At 72.8% G+C, this 16,475-nt stretch carries 13 protein-coding genes, 1 rRNA gene and 1 pseudogene; 7 read left to right on the forward strand and 8 right to left on the reverse strand.

Annotated elements, in window-relative coordinates; all coding sequences use genetic code 11:
- Positions 1-122 precede the first annotated feature (122 nt).
- Both UW392_RS39170 and UW392_RS39175 read left to right on the forward strand, forming a co-directional pair.
- Positions 123-305, forward strand: a pseudogene (locus UW392_RS39170) (GNAT family N-acetyltransferase); the annotation flags it as partial.
- Between the two features lie 47 nt (positions 306-352).
- A complete protein-coding gene (locus UW392_RS39175) occupies positions 353-1,552 on the forward strand; it encodes a winged helix-turn-helix domain-containing protein (protein WP_320780014.1) in 1,200 nt (399 codons plus the stop codon).
- 39 nt (positions 1,553-1,591) lie between these two features.
- Here the strand turns inward: UW392_RS39175 and UW392_RS39180 are convergent, their stop codons facing one another.
- From UW392_RS39180 to mtnA, 7 genes are all read right to left on the reverse strand, one after another.
- On the reverse strand, positions 1,592-2,338 hold the full coding sequence (locus tag UW392_RS39180) for a response regulator (RefSeq protein WP_189216684.1): 747 nt from the start codon (positions 2,336-2,338) through the stop codon (positions 1,592-1,594).
- 206 nt (positions 2,339-2,544) lie between these two features.
- Positions 2,545-3,237, reverse strand: a complete 693-nt coding sequence (gene hpf, locus UW392_RS39185; protein ID WP_414497013.1) for a ribosome hibernation-promoting factor, HPF/YfiA family — start codon at positions 3,235-3,237, stop codon at positions 2,545-2,547.
- 311 nt (positions 3,238-3,548) lie between these two features.
- Positions 3,549-4,532, reverse strand: a complete 984-nt coding sequence (locus UW392_RS39190) for a ComF family protein (RefSeq protein ID WP_320780022.1) — start codon at positions 4,530-4,532, stop codon at positions 3,549-3,551.
- 162 nt (positions 4,533-4,694) lie between these two features.
- Entirely contained in the window at positions 4,695-6,479 is a 1,785-nt protein-coding gene (locus UW392_RS39195; RefSeq protein WP_320780023.1) for an LpqB family beta-propeller domain-containing protein, read from the reverse strand.
- A gap of 40 nt (positions 6,480-6,519) precedes the next feature.
- Positions 6,520-8,682 carry an MtrAB system histidine kinase MtrB gene (gene mtrB, locus UW392_RS39200; protein WP_320780016.1) on the reverse strand — a complete coding sequence of 721 codons (2,163 nt, stop codon included), beginning with the start codon at positions 8,680-8,682 and terminating at the stop codon, positions 6,520-6,522.
- Between the two features lies 1 nt (position 8,683).
- Complete coding sequence (gene mtrA, locus UW392_RS39205) at positions 8,684-9,373, reverse strand: two-component system response regulator MtrA (protein ID WP_187283109.1); 690 nt, start codon at positions 9,371-9,373, stop codon at positions 8,684-8,686.
- Between the two features lie 8 nt (positions 9,374-9,381).
- Positions 9,382-10,527 carry an S-methyl-5-thioribose-1-phosphate isomerase gene (gene mtnA / locus UW392_RS39210; protein ID WP_320780017.1) on the reverse strand — a complete coding sequence of 382 codons (1,146 nt, stop codon included), beginning with the start codon at positions 10,525-10,527 and terminating at the stop codon, positions 9,382-9,384.
- A gap of 140 nt (positions 10,528-10,667) precedes the next feature.
- On the opposite strand from mtnA, the gene UW392_RS39215 reads away from it, so the two are divergent.
- Genes UW392_RS39215 through UW392_RS39235 form a run of 5 tightly spaced genes read left to right on the forward strand, consistent with a single transcriptional unit; the run spans position 10,668 to position 16,287 of the window.
- Positions 10,668-12,008 carry a glycerophosphoryl diester phosphodiesterase membrane domain-containing protein gene (locus UW392_RS39215; protein ID WP_320780018.1) on the forward strand — a complete coding sequence of 447 codons (1,341 nt, stop codon included), beginning with the start codon at positions 10,668-10,670 and terminating at the stop codon, positions 12,006-12,008.
- A gap of 49 nt (positions 12,009-12,057) precedes the next feature.
- Positions 12,058-12,792, forward strand: a complete 735-nt coding sequence (locus UW392_RS39220) for a DUF4129 domain-containing protein (RefSeq protein WP_320780024.1) — start codon at positions 12,058-12,060, stop codon at positions 12,790-12,792.
- Positions 12,789-13,988, forward strand: coding sequence for a DUF4350 domain-containing protein (locus UW392_RS39225; protein WP_320780019.1), 1,200 nt, complete (start codon positions 12,789-12,791; stop codon positions 13,986-13,988). Before UW392_RS39220 ends, UW392_RS39225 begins: the two co-directional genes overlap by 4 nt.
- A complete protein-coding gene (locus UW392_RS39230; protein ID WP_320780025.1) occupies positions 13,988-14,977 on the forward strand; it encodes a MoxR family ATPase in 990 nt (329 codons plus the stop codon). The genes UW392_RS39225 and UW392_RS39230 overlap by 1 nt, the downstream gene beginning before the upstream one ends.
- The gene (locus tag UW392_RS39235) at positions 14,977-16,287 is read left to right on the forward strand and encodes a DUF58 domain-containing protein (protein ID WP_320780020.1); all 1,311 of its coding nucleotides are present in this window, start codon (positions 14,977-14,979) and stop codon (positions 16,285-16,287) included. The genes UW392_RS39230 and UW392_RS39235 overlap by 1 nt, the downstream gene beginning before the upstream one ends.
- Positions 16,288-16,386: 99 nt before the next feature.
- Here the strand turns inward: UW392_RS39235 and rrf are convergent.
- A 5S ribosomal RNA gene (rrf, locus tag UW392_RS39240) occupies positions 16,387-16,475 on the reverse strand; the annotation flags it as partial.

Below are 16,475 nucleotides of genomic sequence, written 5' to 3' on the forward strand. Positions count from 1 at the left end.
ACCCACGAAATGCGTGGTGCGTCATCAGTTCCTCACGGTGCGTGACGCCGTGCGCCGTCCTGTGCGCCCGTTCGAAAGGAATGGCGCCCTCGCGCCCCACCGCGCGGACTCGCCCGATGGGGCGGGCCGAAGTCGGCAACCACGCCTCGCGCGCGGCGGCCGTGAAGGCGGGCTTCACCCCGGAGGGCACCCTCCGGTCGGCCGTCGTCCGCGGGAACGTCCGCCGCGACTGCTGGACGTGCTCACTGCTCCCGTCGGACCCGGGCCTGCCGTCGACCGCGCCCTGCCCGCCGCCGCCGTCCTGACCTGCGTAGGGCCCCCGCTGTCAGTGGCACCGCCTATCGTGCGCCCCATGACGAGCCTGCCGCTCCCCACCGCCGAACTGACCGCCGACGAGGCCCGCCGCGTCATCCTGCGGGCCCAGGGCTTCCTGGGCGCACCCGACCGCCGGGCAGGCGTCCGCGGTGTGCTCCGGCACCTCGGCGCGGTGCAGCTGGACACGATCTCGGTACTGGCCCGTTCACACGAACTCGTCCCGTACGCCCGCCTCGGCGCCGTGGGCCGCAAGGCCGTCGAGGGCGCGTACTGGTCCACCGCGCCCGGCACGGCCCCGGCGCGGCCGCACGCCTTCGAGTACTGGTCGCACGCGGCCTGCGTCCTCCCCGTCGAGGAGTGGCCCCACTTCGCCTTCCGCCGCCGCGCCTACCGCGCCCGCCCGCACTGGAGCCACGAGCTCCCGGAGGGCGCGTACGACCGCGTGATCAAGCAGCTGCGGGCCGAGGGGCCGCTCACGGCCACGGAGCTGGGTGGCGCGAAGCGGACCAGCGAGTGGTGGGACTGGTCCGGCGAGAAGGTCGCCGTGGAGCGCGCCCTGATGTACGGCGAGGTGGTGTGCGTGGAGCGCCGTGGCTGGAAGCGGGTGTACGACCTCGCCGAGCGTGCGATCCCGGCCGGCCTGCTGCACACCGAGCTGGACGACACCGAGTGCCTGCGCCGCCTCGTGCGCCTCGCCGGTGAGGCCCTGGGCGTCGGCACGCGCGCGGACATCGCGGACTACCACCGGCTCAAGGGCGAGCAGGTCGACGCGGTGATCGCGGACTCGGGGCTGGTCCCGGTGACGGTCGAGGGCTGGTCCAAGCCCGCGTGGGCCGATCCGGCGGCCCTGGTGACACCGCCGCGCGGCCGGCACCGTACGACGCTCCTGTCGCCCTTCGACTCCCTCATCTGGGATCGTGCCCGCACGGAGCGCGTCTTCGACTTCACGCACCGCCTGGAGGCCTACGTCCCCAAACGCAAGCGGGTGCACGGCTACTTCGCGATGCCGGTCCTGGCCGGAGGCCGCCTCGTCGGCCGCGTCGATCCCGCCCGCGACGGCCGCACCCTGGTGGCCAGGCAGGTGACCCTGCGGAACCACAAGGCGGTGCCCGCCGTGGCGCAGGCGCTGCTGGAGGCCGCCGACTGGGTCGACTGCACGAACGTACGTGTGGAGCGGGTGGACGCTCCCGAGCTGGGCGAGCCGCTGACCAGAGAACTGGCCCGCGCGCTGACGTGACACCGGCGGGACGGCCGGGTCCGCGCACCGGCCGGGCCGTCAGCGGATCTCGAGGATCTTTTCCCGCATCGCATAGACCACGGCTTCCATCCGGGAGTGCAGCTGGAGCTTTTCCAGGATGTTCCGCACGTGGTTCTTCACCGTGTTCTCGGAGATGAACAACTCCTTGGCGATGTCGCGGTTGTTCATTCCCGTGGCCACCAGCTTGAGGACTTCCAGCTCACGGTCGGTCAGCCGCGGCGCGGGCACGAGGCGCCGTTCGTCCGTGCGCTGGATCATCGACTTGAATTCCGTCAACAGCTTCGACGCCATCGAGGGGCTGATCTGCGACTGCCCGTCGGCGACCGCGCGAATGGCCGTGGCAACCTCGTCCGTGGAGATCTCCTTCAGGAGATAGCCGGTCGCGCCCGCCTTGATCGCCTCGTAGAGATCGGCTTCCTCGTCGCTGATCGTCAGCATGATGATCTTCGCACTGGGAGCCACCTCCTTGATGGAGGTGCAGGCCTCGATGCCTCCCCTTCTGGGCATGCGCACGTCCATCAGCACGATGTCGGGCAGCAGGTCGGCCGCCTTGTCGACCGCCTCCGCCCCGTCCCCGGCCTCGCCCACGACCTGGATGTCCTCCTCGGCCGCGAGCACGATCTCCAGACCGCGGCGGAAGAGCGCGTGGTCGTCCACCACGAGGACCCGGATGGGCTCCTTGCGTGGGGAGCCCGCCTCCGGGCCCATGCCGACGACGCCGCCGCCGGCATCCTCGTCACGCATCGGTCCGAAGCTGTCCGCCATCGTTCCTCCCCCTAGAAGGCCGTGGCCTGTGTTCCTGTGCCATCGCCAACCCAAGGCAACAGCCCACCGGTTGGGGCCGGTCCGGCCATGATTCCACGTCCGGACGGCCGCGCGGTGACGGAGCGGGCGGCCGGGCGGTCGCACAGGGGTGCCCCCGGGGGCGCGCGCACCCTCCAGGGGCACCGGATCGGCTGTCACCCGGCAGGTCAGCCGCCGAGCGCGTCGCCCCCGGAGGCCGACTGCCCCTCGGTCACCATGGGGTCCGTGCTCAGGTGGATGACGCCGTAGTCGTAGGCGTGCCGCCGGTAGACGACACTCGGCTCCTTGGTCTCGGAGTCGACGAACAGATAGAAGTCGTGCCCGACCAGCTCCATCTCGTAGAGCGCCTGGTCGAGGGTCATGGGCGAGGCGACGTGCGTCTTCTCGCGCACGACGAGGGGCCCTTCACCCTGCACTTCCAGCGAGCCGATCTTCTTGGTGGGCACATCGCCCGGCTCTTCCTCGCGGACCGCCTCGCCGTTCACGTCCAGCGTCGCCACGCCCGGGACGTGGTCGGCGACCTCGGCGGCCGTGAGACGCCGGGTACCGCGGCGGGTGTTGCGCTTGTCATGCTGCTTGCGCAGCCGCGCCTCGAGCTTGTCCGCCGCCAGGTCGAGCGCCCCGTACGGATCGCTGGCCGCCGCCTCCGCGCGGATCACCGGACCGCGGGTGCGGAGGGTGATCTCCACTCGGTCCGAGCGGTCGGCCTGTCGGGGATTCGGCTCCTTGGACACCTCGACGTCCAGGCTGATCACTTTGCCATCGAGCTTCTGGATCTTCTCCAGCTTCAGCTTGTCGGCCACGTGCTTCCGGAACCGCTCGGGCACTTCGGTCTTGCGGCCCTTGACGACGATGTCCACGCAGAACTCCGTTCCGGGATGTCGCTCCGCTCCACCGGCGGAGCATCTCCCTTGTGCACCAGGCTCCGGCATATTCCGGAACCCCTGACTCGGTGACGTCCACCTCCCGCCATCGGCGATTTCCTCGCCTGCCGGCACGGGCCTTCGCGGGAAACCCGCGGTACGGCATTCCGATATACGGGGAAGGGCTCGCGCCTTTCCCTCACAACCGAACATATCTCGCCGGGACGGATGGCGTCACCCTCTACTGCCGCGTACCTCCGTTCAGGTGAATTACCCCTCTCATTACCTGCAACGCAGTGCGTCCCCGTTCAGTTCCGGTTCATTTCGAAGGACTCCGGTGAAGCGGCGACCACAGCGGCCCGGACCGCATCCCCGGCGGTGTCCCTGCTCGCTCTTCCCAGTACCCCTTCTGACCGGTACGCCTCCCCCGTTCTCGAGGAAACCGGCTCCTCCTCCGTCGCTGTCGTCACCCCTGCCGTCCATTGCGCTCTTCCTTCCCGCGCCATGCCGTCGTACACGGCTGTTTCCCGACGCGCCGCCCGCAGTGCACGTGCCGCCTCCGCCAGCGAGGCCCCCGTCGTCATCAGGTCGTCGACGAGCACGATCCGGCCACCCGCCAGCAGCCGTCCGCCGCCGGCGGCCACGGCCAGGGCACCGGCGAGGTTCTCCAGCCGCTGCCGGGAGTCGAGACCCGCCTGGTCGGCCACGGGCCGCCGCTGCCGCAGCACGCCGAGCACCCGGGCCGGCGTACCCGTACGCCGCAACTCCCCCGCGGCGGCCAACGCGATCCGCCGCGCCGGGTCGTGCCCCCGCGCCCGTACCGCCCCGCGCGACGAAGGGACGGGCACGAGCAGGACGGGTTCCCGCACGGCCGCTCCCCCTTGCGCCACGGGCGGAACGGCCGTCGCGTCCCGCCTCCCGGCCGGTGCCGGCCCGACGCCTCGCACGCCATCCGGTACGGCCCCGGCCCCGTGCCCGTTCACCTGCTCGGCCCCGGTCCCGCGCAGGCCCGCCCTGACGGCCCCCGCCAGAGCCGTTCCGAGCGGTGCCGCGAGTCCCAGCGCGCCGCGTTCCTTGTGGGCGAGGAGCAGCGCCCGCACCTCGTCCGCGTACGGAGCCACCGCATGCACCACGGGCAGGCCCGGCGGCTCCGGCACCGGCCGGACCCGGCGTGGTCCGGCACGCCCGACAGCGTCCCGGCACTCCGGGCAGAGCAGGGCGCGAGGCCTCCCGCAGCCCGCGCACTCGGCCGGCAGCACCAGGTCAGTGAGGTCCTGCCACCACCCCCGCATGCCCACCACTGTGCCGATGCCCACGCCGTCCGGCCACCCCTGTGGACAACCACCTGTGGACGACCGACCGTGCCCGCATACGGCCTTCCCCCACACGAGCGCACACCGCGCCGCACCCGCTGACCGAGGCCGCCGGGACCCCGCGCCCGCGCTGCTCCGGCACTACCCGGGATAGACCGGCGCCGTCCCGTCCTCCACCACCTGCTGCCACTGCGAGCCCGAGGACAGCCGCACGATCCCGTCCTCCGAGTGCGCCACCAGCGGCAGGCTCTCGTCCTCGGACGCGGCGATCTCCTGCACCCCCGTGAGCGCCGCGAGTTCCGGGCCGCCCGGCATCGAGCCGTCGACCTGCACGTACCGCATCTGCTGCACGCCGCCCGATTCACGGCCCACCACCACGAGCCGGCCGTCACCGGCCCACGACATGGCCCTGACCTCCTCCAGCCGGGGCGCCACCGACCGCAGGTCCACGATCGACACGTCCGTCGCGCCGTCCGCGCCGGACTCCCGCTCGATCCGGCCGATGAGCAGCGACGACCGCTTGCCGTCGGCCTGCTGCACGATCAGCGCGATCCGCACCCCGTCCGCGGCCACGCGCACCGCCTCGATACGGCCGTCCAGCTCCGGTGTCGTGACCTCCACCGGCTCGCCCGCGCCGTCCGGCAGCATCAGCAGCCGGGGGTCGTCCGGGTCACGGTCGGCGACCCACAGGCCGTCCTGGCCGTCCCAGCTGGGCGTCGTCAGCCGGTCACCCTCGGTCTGTCCCTCGCTGTGCACGACCGGCTCCCCGAGCGAACTGCCCGAGGCCAGCGAACCGACGTACAGGTCGCTCCCGTCGAGCGACACACCGGCCGCCCGGTCCTCGTCGCGCGCGACAGCGGCCGAGCGGAAACTCATGTCGCCGTCACCCAGGGCACCGGGCACCGCCTCGGGAACCGGGTCGCTGCCCCTGACCGGCATGCGGACGAGCCGATCGTCGTCGGCGATGAAGTACTCGAACTCCGGGGTGTTCCCCGCGCCGTGCGCGGCGACGGCATCGGCACGGTCCTCGTCGAGCCTGCACAGCTGCGCCCCGCCCGAGCCCTGCAGCTCGACCTCGTCCACCCCCGTGGGCATCAGGTCCCGGAGCGTGAAAAGCAACTGGGCCGCCATCTCGTTGCACTTGCCCCGCGTCACGTGGTCGGCCTTGTCGTTGAGCGGGACGGTCAGCTTGTTCTGGTCGTCGGGCGTCAGCGGCTCGACGCCCTTCCGCAGCGCGGTCCCCGACGGGAAGCTGGTCCTGGCCACCGGATCCAGCCAGCGGGTCGGGCCCTGCAGGAGCGACTCCACCATCTGGGTCACCGGATGCACCTGCCGCCGCACGTAGATCGGGTCGGCGACGGTCCCCAGCTGCCCGAGCTGCGTGGACGAGGTGAAGTAGTACTTGTTGACCGACACGTAGGTGCGCGTGAAGTCGGACCTGCCCATCACCACGCCCTGCGGCAGCCGGTCGATGCGCCACTGCTTGCTGTCCTCGAGCCGGGTGAGGTGCACCGTCTCGCTGTAGGATCCCTCGGCGGGTTCGTAGGCGTTCTGCGCGTCCACCCGGGCGACGGTCTGTCCGGTCAGCCGGAACACGACGTCGCCGCCCTCCTCACGGGTCCTCGAGGGCACCGAAAGCCTGTTCGGCCCTTCGGCGAGGACCGTCGTCGACGCACCCGGCCGCCATTCCGCGAGCGCGTCCCCGGTCAGGTACTTGCGTGCCGTCTCGTAATCCGGATCGTCGCTGGTGAGGGCCTCCAGGAAGCCCTGCATGATCTCGGAGGGCTGGGCGTCGTCGGACGGCGGCAGGGCGAAGACCCGGACCTGCGCGTCCTGCCGCGGCGTGGACTCGACGTCCCGCAGATCCCCGCTGTCCGGCATCGAGGCACATCCGGCCAGCAGTACGGCGGCACCGCCGGCGCACATCGCCACACGTATCGGACGCCTTCGGCCACGTCCCCCACGATCAGCGCCCACGGAACGCCTCCCCTTGTTCGTACTGGTCCGAGCCGTTCCCGGGCCGGGACGAGTGCTCCGGGTCCCGCTCCTGCTCCCGCTCGCCGTCCACCGCGCCCCCGTCGAGCACGGGCGCACTCCCGGTGGGCCGGGGCACCACGCGCGCGCCGTTTCCGGGCAGCGCCGTCGGATCGGCGGTGGCCGTCCCGGCCGGTCGGGGACCTATGGCCGCCCTCGCGGGCGCGTCCTCACCGGCGGACTGCACCGGAACGGTGGCGAGCTTGCCGCCGCCGGAGGGCCGGCCCGCCTCGCCGAGTCCGCGGTTGCCCCGCGAGTCCTTCGGTTCCAGCGGGATCGGGGACCCGCGCAGCGGCTCGTCGGCGGTGCGCGGCAGCGTCAGCCGGAACTGCGACCCGCCGCCCGGCTCGCCCCACGCCTGCAGCCAGCCTCCGTGCAGCCGCGCGTCCTCCAGGGCGATCGACAGCCCCAGGCCCGTACCACCGGTGGTACGGGCGCGTGCCGGGTCCGCCCGCCAGAAACGGCTGAACACCCGGGTCGCCTCACCCGGCTTGAGACCCACCCCGTAGTCGCGCACCGCGACCGCGACCGCGCCGCCCGCCGCCGCCAGCCTGACCACGACGTCCTTGCCCTCGCCGTGCTCCACGGCGTTGACGACGAGGTTGCGCAGCACCCGCTCCACACGCCGGGCGTCCGCCTCGGCCACGACGGGCTGCTGGTCGCCGGCCACGCGGATCCGCGTGCCCTTGCGCTCGGCGAGCGGCTCGGCCCCGCTGACGACCCGCCGTACGACCTCCCTGAGGTCGATCGGCTCCGCCTCCAGCGCCGCCGCGCCCGCGTCGAACCGGCTGATCTCCAGCAGGTCCGCGAGCAGCGACTCGAACCGGTCCAGCTGGTCGGCGAGCAGCTCCGCCGACCGCGCGGTCACCGGATCGAAGTCGACGCGCGCCTCATGGATGACATCGGCGGCCATCCGGACCGTGGTCAGCGGCGTCCGCAGCTCGTGCGACACGTCGGAGACGAACCGCCGCTGCATCCGCGACAGGTCCTCCAACTGCTGGATCTTGGTCTGCAGGTTCTGCGCCATCTTGTTGAAGGCCTCGCCGAGCCGCGCGATGTCGTCCTCGCCGGTGACCTTCATCCGTTCCTGCAGCCGTCCCGCGGACAACCGCTCGGCGATCCCCGCCGCCATCCGTACGGGAGTGACGACCTGCCGCACCACCAGCCAGGCGATGGCCCCGAGGAGCACCGTGACGAACAGACCCGCCGTCGCCAGCGTCCCCTTGACCAGGCTCAGCGACCTCTCCTCCTGGGTGAGCGGGAAGAGGTAGTAGAGCTGGTACGGGTCGCCATTGGGGTCATTGACCTGCTTGCCGATGATCAGCGAGGGCTGGGAGTCCCGGCCGTTGGTGTACGACACGCGCGTATAGCTCTGCACCGCGCCGGTGCCGTCGTCCACACGCTCGCGGAGGTCCACCGGCACACTGCGGTCCCAGTCCACTCCGCCCGAGGCACGCGGTCCGAAACCCACGCTGCCGCCGCCCGCGCCCGCCGAGCTGAGCGACACCACGTCGAACGCGCCCTGGCCACCGCTGGAGAGGGACTGCACGAGATTGCTCATCCACTCACCGACGTTCTGCACCGAGTCGCCGTCCGGATCCGCCGACTCGCTCCCGGCCGCGTTCGCCGCGGTGTCGGCCTCCTGGCTCGCGGCCGTGAACCCGCCCGTGGCCTGGCTCTGCGACGCGTTCACCTTGGCGTCGAGCAGTCCGTTGCGCACCTGCCCGATGACGACGAAGCCCAGCAGCAGGACCACGCCGAGCGACATCAGCAGGGTCGTGACGACGATCCTGAGCTGGATGTTGCGCCGCCACAACCGCATCGTGGGCAGCAGCGGACGGCGCACCCAGCGTATGAACAACCTGAGGACCGGGCTGCCCTGCACCCCGCCCTCCAGCAGCCCGCTGTCGAGGAAGCGTCCCCAGCGGGAGCCGCGGGGTCCCTCGGACCCCTGCGGCTCCTCCGGCTTCCGTGCGCTCTGTGGCTGCTCGTGTGGCCCCTCGGACGCCTGTGACCCCGCGGTCCCCGGACCGACAGGCCGCTCCGAGCCGGGCTCCGGCTGGCCGGACGCCGAAGCGGCACTGTCCCCGGACATGTCAGCTGGGCCCCGCCTTGTAGCCGACACCACGGACGGTCACCACGATCTCCGGCCGCTCGGGGTCCTTCTCGACCTTCGAGCGCAGCCGCTGCACATGAACGTTGACCAGCCGGGTGTCCGCCGCGTGACGGTAGCCCCAGACCTGCTCCAGCAGCACCTCACGGGTAAACACCTGCCACGGCTTGCGGGCCAGCGCGACCAGCAGGTCGAACTCCAGCGGCGTCAGCGCGATCGACTGCCCGTCCCGCTTCACCGAGTGACCGGCCACGTCGATCACCAGATCGCCGATGGCGAGCTGCTCCGGAGCCGGCTCCTCCGACCGGCGGAGTCTGGCCCGGATCCGCGCCACGAGCTCCTTCGGCTTGAACGGCTTGACGATGTAGTCGTCGGCCCCGGACTCCAGGCCGACCACCACGTCGACGGTGTCGCTCTTCGCCGTGAGCATCACGATCGGCACTCCGGACTCCGCCCTGATCAGGCGGCACACCTCGATGCCGTCCCGGCCGGGCAGCATCAGGTCCAGCAGCACCAGATCGGGTTTGGCTTCCCGGAAGGCGGCCAGGGCCTTGTCGCCGTCGGCTACGAAAGACGGCTCGAAACCTTCACCACGCAGCACAATGCCGAGCATCTCGGCCAGTGCGGTGTCGTCGTCGACGACAAGGACTCGTCCCTTCATGAATGACATCATCCCATTAGCTAAATCGTTACCTGGCGTGACCTGTCACACAGCTCGGCAAGCGCCTCGCCCGTCACAGGCGACACGACGCCCTCCTCGGTGACGATGGCCGTCACCAGTTCCGGTGGCGTCACGTCGAAGGCCGGGTTGTACGCCTGCGTCCCCAGCGGCGCCACCGGAATCCCACCTCCCGTCTCCACTCCCGCCATCGGCACCTGGGGTGCCACGATCTCCGTCACCTCGTGCCCGGCCCGCTGCTCCACCTCGATGGACGCGCCGTCCGGGGTGTCGAGGTCCAGCGTCGTCACCGGCGCCACCACGATGAACGGCACGTGGTGGTACCGGGCCAGCACGGCAAGGGGGTACGTCCCCACCTTGTTCGCCACCGAGCCGTCGGCCGCGATCCGGTCGGCCCCGACCAGCACCGCGTCCACCTCCCCGGCCGCGAACAGCGAGCCCGCCGCGCTGTCGGTGAGCAAGGTGTACGCCATCCCGTTGCGCGCCGCCTCGTACGCCGTCAGACGGGCCCCCTGCAGCAGCGGACGCGTCTCGTCGACCCAGAGCCGGCGCAGCCGCCCCAAGCGGTGCGCGGCCAGCGCCACCGCGAAGGCCGTGCCCTCGCCGCCCGACACCAGCGCACCGGTGTTGCAGTGCGTCAGCACCCGGTGCCCGCCCCCCGGCAGCAGCTCGTCGAGCAGCGCGAGTCCGTGCCCGGCCATCCGCGCACTCGCCTCGGCGTCCTCCTGGTGCAGCGCCCGCGCCTCGGCGAGCGCCGCCTCGGCGGCGTGCTTCTGACTCCCGCCCCCGGCGAGCGCCGCCCGGTACGCGGCCCGGGCCCGGCGCACCCCCACCGCGAGGTTCACCGCGGTGGGCCGTGCGCCCTCCAGCCCGGCCGCGGCCTCCTCCACGTCGAAGCCGCGCGCGGCGGCGAGCGCGACACCGTACGCCCCGGCGATGCCCAGCAACGGTGCCCCGCGCACGGCCAGACTACGGATCGCCTCCACCAGGGCGGGCGCGTCCGTGCACACCAGCTCGATCTCTTCGGCCGGCAGCCTGGTCTGGTCCAGGAGGACCAGGACGGGGCCCTCGGGGGGCTCGTCCCAGCGGATCGCGGGGATGCCCGCCGGCCGGTTGCCGTCGCCGTATCGCGCGTACTGATCAGCCATCCGCCCAGTCTGCCCCGTACCGGGCACACAATTGAAGGTGTACAGCCCAGACCGCCCCCGGTCCCCTTGTGAGCACGTCGTGGCACGATGGGCGCCAACCCACCGCCGCGACCGCGGTCGGGCACCGTGAAGGAGCGACGATGAACGACACTCCGGGCTGGGCCTCGCCCGGATCCGCCCCCTCGGACGGCCCGGAGCCGACCGACTCCGCCGGCGCACACCCCCCGCAGCAGCAGCTGGGCCAGGGTGGCACGAACCAGCCGGAGCCGCCGTCCAAGTGGTCCAAGGACCAGCCCCCGCCCGGTCAGTGGTCCGCTCCGGCCCCGCAGGGCCCCGGCCGGACACCGCCGTCCCCTCCGCCCGGCCCGGGCTGGGGAGGCCACCAGCCCGGCGGCCCGGGAGGCCACGGCGGCCAGGGCGGAGGCCCCTACGGAGGCTGGGGAGGTCCGGGCGGCTGGGGAGGGCCCGGCGGCTGGGGAGGACCCCCGCCCGCGGCGAAGCCCGGTGTCATCCCGCTGCGCCCGCTCGGCGTCGGCGAGATCCTCGACGGCGCGGTCTCCACCATGCGCACCTACTGGCGCACGGTCCTCGGCGTCTCGCTGACCGTGGCGGTCGTCACGGAGATCGCGGCCCTCCTGGTCCAGGGCTACCTCCTCGACGACTCGGCCGGATCGCAGGCCCTCAACGACCCCAGCGCCACCCTCGACGAACTGGCCGAGGCCATGGGCAGCGCGATGCTCAGTTCGTCCGTCATCGTCCTGATCACCCTGCTCGGCACCATCGTGGCGACGGCCCTGCTCACGTCCGTCACCAGCCGGGCGGTGCTCGGCAAGCCCGTCACGACGGCGGAGGCGTGGCGCGAGGCACGCCCCCGGGTACTGAGGCTGCTGGGCCTGACCCTGCTGCTGCCGCTCATCGCCGGCGGGATCGTCTTCGTGAGCACCCTGCCCGGCATCCTCGTCGCCGCGGGTGGCCAACCCGAGGCAGGCGCCGGTCTCGCCGTGCTCGGCGGACTCGGCGGGTTCGTCGTGGCCGTCTGGCTGATGGTCCGCTTCTCGCTCGCCTCGCCGGCCCTCATGCTCGAGAAGCAGGGCGTCGCCAAGGCGATGAGCCGCTCGGCCAAGCTGGTGCACGGCTCCTGGTGGCGGGTGTTCGGCATCCAGCTGCTGGCCACGATCATCGCCTACATCGTGGCGTCGATCATCGTCATCCCGTTCGCCTTCCTCGCCGCCGCGCTCAGCGGGGACGGCATGTCCGGCTTCCTCAGCGGCAGCACCGGTGCGCTCGACTGGACGTTCCTCATCGTCAGCGGCATCGGCTCGGTGATCGGTTCCATGATCACGTTCCCCATCACCGCGGGCGTCACCGTGCTGCTCTACATCGACCAGCGCATCCGCCGCGAGGCCCTCGACCTCGACCTGGCCCGCGCCGCCGGAGTCCAGGCCCACGGCACCGACACGCCCGGCGCCCCGGGGAGCTGACGCCGTGCCGGGGGGAGTTCTCAGCACGGCCGTCGCCGCGCTGTCGCACATGGTTCCGCCGACCGGACGGCCTCTGCCGACCACCGGCGGCGCCGTCCTGTCGGCGCTGCCGGCGTCCGAAGACGAGCCGCCGCTCACCCTCCCGCGCGACCCCGCTCGGGAGGCCGCACGGCGCGAGCTGTCCAAGCGGATGTACCACGAGAACGACCCCAGCTGGTTCCAGCGCGCCCTGAACGCCTTCTGGGACTGGGTGGGCAAGGTCTTCGACGCCGCCTCCGCCGCCACCCCGGGCGGCGGGCTCGGCCTCGTCGTCGTCATCGTGGCCGCGCTCGCCCTCGTGGGCGCCCTGTGGTGGCGCCTGGGCACGCCGCGCCGCCTCCCCACCTCGTCCACCGCGCTCTTCGACGACCGCCCCCGCAGCGCCGCCGAACACCGCACGACCGCCGAGGCACACGCGGCCCGCGGCCATTGGAACCAGGCCGTCCAGGAACGCATGCGCGCCGTCGTCCGCTCCCTGGAGGAGCGCGCCCTGCTCGACGTACGCCCCGGCCGCACCGCCGACGAGGCAGCCTCCGCGGCGGGCCGCGTACTCCCCGCCCACGCCGACCGACTGCGCACCGCCGCCCGGGACTTCGACGACGTCACGTACGGCGGCAGATCCGCCGACGACGGGACGTACCGCCGCCTCACCGCCCTGGACGAGGACCTGGAACGCACCAAGCCCGTGCTCACGAGCAGCGCCCACAGCACGGTCCACAGCGCCCGCCGGGGAGCCGCCGAATGACCACCGAGGCCCCCCTCCCGTCCACCTCGGTCTCGCCCACCGCCCGCCGGCTGTGGACCCGTGCGCGCGGTGTCGTACTCGCCCTGCTGCTCCTCCTGGCGGCGGCCGTCGCGATCGCCTCGGTCCGCTCCACCTCCCAGCACGGCATGCTCGACCCGCGTTCGGCGGACCCGTACGGCAGCCGCGCGGTCGCCGAACTGCTCGGCGACCGCGGCGTGTCCACGCGCGTGGTCACCACCCTGGACGAGGCGCGCACCGCGGCCGGGCCCGACACCACCCTGCTGATCGCCGTCCCGGACCTCCTGACGGAGGGCCAGCAGGAGCGGCTCCACGAGACGGCGGAGAACTCCGGTGGCCGTACCGTCCTGATCGCTCCTGGCGCCCCCTCCGTCGGCACCCTCGCCCCGGGCGTCCGCGCGGACGCCGCGCTCAGCTTCGACTCGACGCTCTCCCCCGCCTGCGCCCTGCCGGCCGCCCGGCGTGCCGGCACCGCCGACACCGGCGGCATGCGCTACCACGTCACCGCCCCGGACGCCGGGGCCTGCTACCCCAGCGACGGGCTGCCCGGTCTCGTGCACCTCCCGGCGCCCGAGGGGAACGGCGACACCATCGTCCTCGGCGCCCCCGACATCCTCCTCAACGACCGCCTCGACGAGCACGGCAACGCCTCGCTCGCGCTCCAGCTGCTCGGTTCGCGCCCCCATGTGGTGTGGTACCTCCCCTCGCTGTCCGACGACGCCCTCGCCGACACCGGCGAGCGCAGCTTCTTCGACCTGCTCCCCTCGGGCTGGCTCTGGGGCACACTGCAGCTCTTCGTCGCCGCGGCCCTCGCCGCACTCTGGCGAGCCCGCCGGCTCGGCCCCCTGGTCCCCGAACGTCTCCCCGTCGCGATCCGCGCCTCCGAGACCGTCGAAGGCCGCGCCCGCCTCTACCGCAAGGCCGGTGCCCGCGACCGCGCGGCCGCCGCCCTGCGCTCCACCACCCGCACGCGCCTCGCCCCCCTCGTGGGCGTCCCCCCCGCCCGGGCCCACACGCCCGAAGCCCTGCTGCCCGCCCTCGCCGCCCACCTGCACGACCACCGGGACGGACAGGCGCTGCACCCCCTCCTCTTCGGCCCGCCACCCGGCGACGACGCGGCACTGATCGCCCTCGCCGACCAACTCGACGCCCTCGAAAGTGAGGTACGCCGTCCATGATGGACCCGACCACTGACAACGCCGGGCACACCGGGGATCCGGGCGCAGCCCGCGCCTCCCTGGAAGCCCTGCGCGCCGAGATCGCCAAAGCCGTGGTCGGCCAGGACCCCGCAGTCACCGGCCTCGTCGTCGCCCTGCTCTGCCGCGGTCACGTCCTGCTCGAGGGCGTCCCCGGCGTCGCCAAGACGCTGCTCGTACGCGCCCTCGCAGCCGGGCTCGACCTCGACACCAAGCGCGTCCAGTTCACCCCCGACCTGATGCCGAGCGACGTCACCGGTTCGCTCGTCTACGACACGCGCACCGCCGAGTTCTCCTTCCAGCCCGGCCCGGTCTTCACCAACCTCCTCCTCGCGGACGAGATCAACCGCACCCCGCCCAAGACCCAGTCGTCCCTCCTGGAGGCCATGGAGGAGCGTCAGGTCACGGTCGACGGCACGCCCCGCCCGCTCCCGGACCCCTTCCTGGTCGCCGCGACCCAGAACCCGGTCGAGTACGAGGGCACGTACCCCCTCCCGGAAGCGCAGCTGGACCGCTTCCTGCTCAAACTGACCATTCCCCTCCCCTCCCGCCAGGACGAGATCGACGTCCTGACCCGGCACGCCGAGGGCTTCAACCCGCGCGACCTGCGCGCCGCCGGCGTACGCCCCGTTGCGAACGCCGCCGACCTGGAAGCCGCCCGCGCCGCCGTCGCCAAGACGACGCTCTCCCCCGAGATCACCGCCTACGTGGTGGATATCTGCCGGGCCACCCGCGAGTCGCCGTCCCTCACCCTCGGCGTCTCGCCCCGCGGCGCCACCGCCCTCCTCGCGACCTCGCGCGCCTGGGCATGGCTGACCGGCCGGGACTACGTCACACCGGACGACGTGAAGGCGCTCGCCCTCCCCACCCTCCGCCACCGCGTCCAGATGCGCCCGGAGGCCGAGATGGAAGGCGTGACCGCCGACTCGGTCATCAACGCGATCCTCACCCACGTTCCCGTCCCGCGCTGATGGCACTCACCGGACGCGCCGCCCTCCTGGCGGCCCTGGGATCCCTTCCCGTGGGCATCTTTGAGCCCGGCTGGACGGGCCTCCTCGCGGTGAACGGCCCCCTGGCACTGGCCTGTGCCTGCGACTTCGCCCTCGCTGCGCCCGTACGCCGCCTCGGACTGACCCGCAGCGGCGACACCTCGGTACGCCTGGGCGAGACGGCGGACGTGACCCTCACCGTCACCAACCCCTCCAACCGCCCCCTGCGCGCCCGCCTCCGGGACGCCTGGCCGCCCAGCAGCTGGCAGCCCGGCAGCGAGGTGGCGGCCTCCCGCCACCGCATCACCGTCCCCGCGGGGGAGCGTCGTCGTGTCATGACGCGTCTGCGTCCGACCCGCCGGGGCGACCGCCGGGCGGACCGGGTCACGATCCGCTCGTACGGCCCGCTCGGCCTCTTCGCCCGCCAGGGCACCCACCAGGTCCCCTGGACGGTACGCGTCCTGCCCCCGTTCACCAGCCGCAAGCACCTGCCCTCCAAGCTGGCCCGCCTGCGGGAACTGGACGGCCGTATGAGCGTGCTGACCCGCGGAGAGGGAACGGAGTTCGACAGCCTCCGCGAGTACGTCCCCGGCGACGACACCCGCTCGATCGACTGGCGCGCCACCGCCCGCCAGTCCGCCGTCGCCGTACGCACCTGGCGCCCCGAACGCGACCGGCACATCCTGCTGGTCCTCGACACCGGCCGGACATCGGCGGGCCGCGTGGGCGACGCCCCCCGACTGGACGCCTCCATGGACGCGGCCCTCCTGCTCGCCGCCCTCGCATCCCGCGCCGGCGACCGCGTGGACCTGCTCGCCTACGACCGCCGCGTACGCTCCCTCGTCCAGGGCCGTGCCGCCGGTGACGTCCTTCCCTCACTGGTCAACGCGATGGCCAGCGTGGAACCGCAGCTCATCGAGACGGACGCCCGCGGGCTCACGGCCACGGCCCTCCGTGTGACGTCCCGCCGCTCCCTGATCGTCCTGCTGACCAGCCTCGACGCGGCACCGGTCGAGGAGGGCCTGCTCCCCGTCCTCCCTCAGCTCACGCAACGCCACACCGTCCTGGTGGCCTCGGTGGCGGACCCGCACATCGCCGGCATGGCGAAGGCCCGCGGAACGACCGAGGCCGTGTACGAGGCCGCCGCGGCATCCCAGGCCCAGGCGGAGCGTCACCGGACAGCCGAGCAGCTCCGCCGTCACGGCGTCACCGTCGTCGACGCACCCCCGGAAGACCTCCCACCGGCTCTTGCGGACGCCTACCTCGCTCTCAAGGCAGCGGGGCGCCTCTGATCCGATCTCGGGCGCGCCGGCACGGGCGTCCGGGAGAACGCTCATGAAACGCAGAAAACCCCCGCCCAGTGAACCCGGGCGGGGGTTTTCTCAATGATTGTTCGGCGGCGTCCTACTCTCCCACAGGGTCCCCCCTGCAGTACCATCGGCGCTGTGAGGCTTAGCTTCCGGGTTCGAAATGTAACCGG

It is taken from the genome of Streptomyces sp. CRN 30, assembly GCF_034105845.1.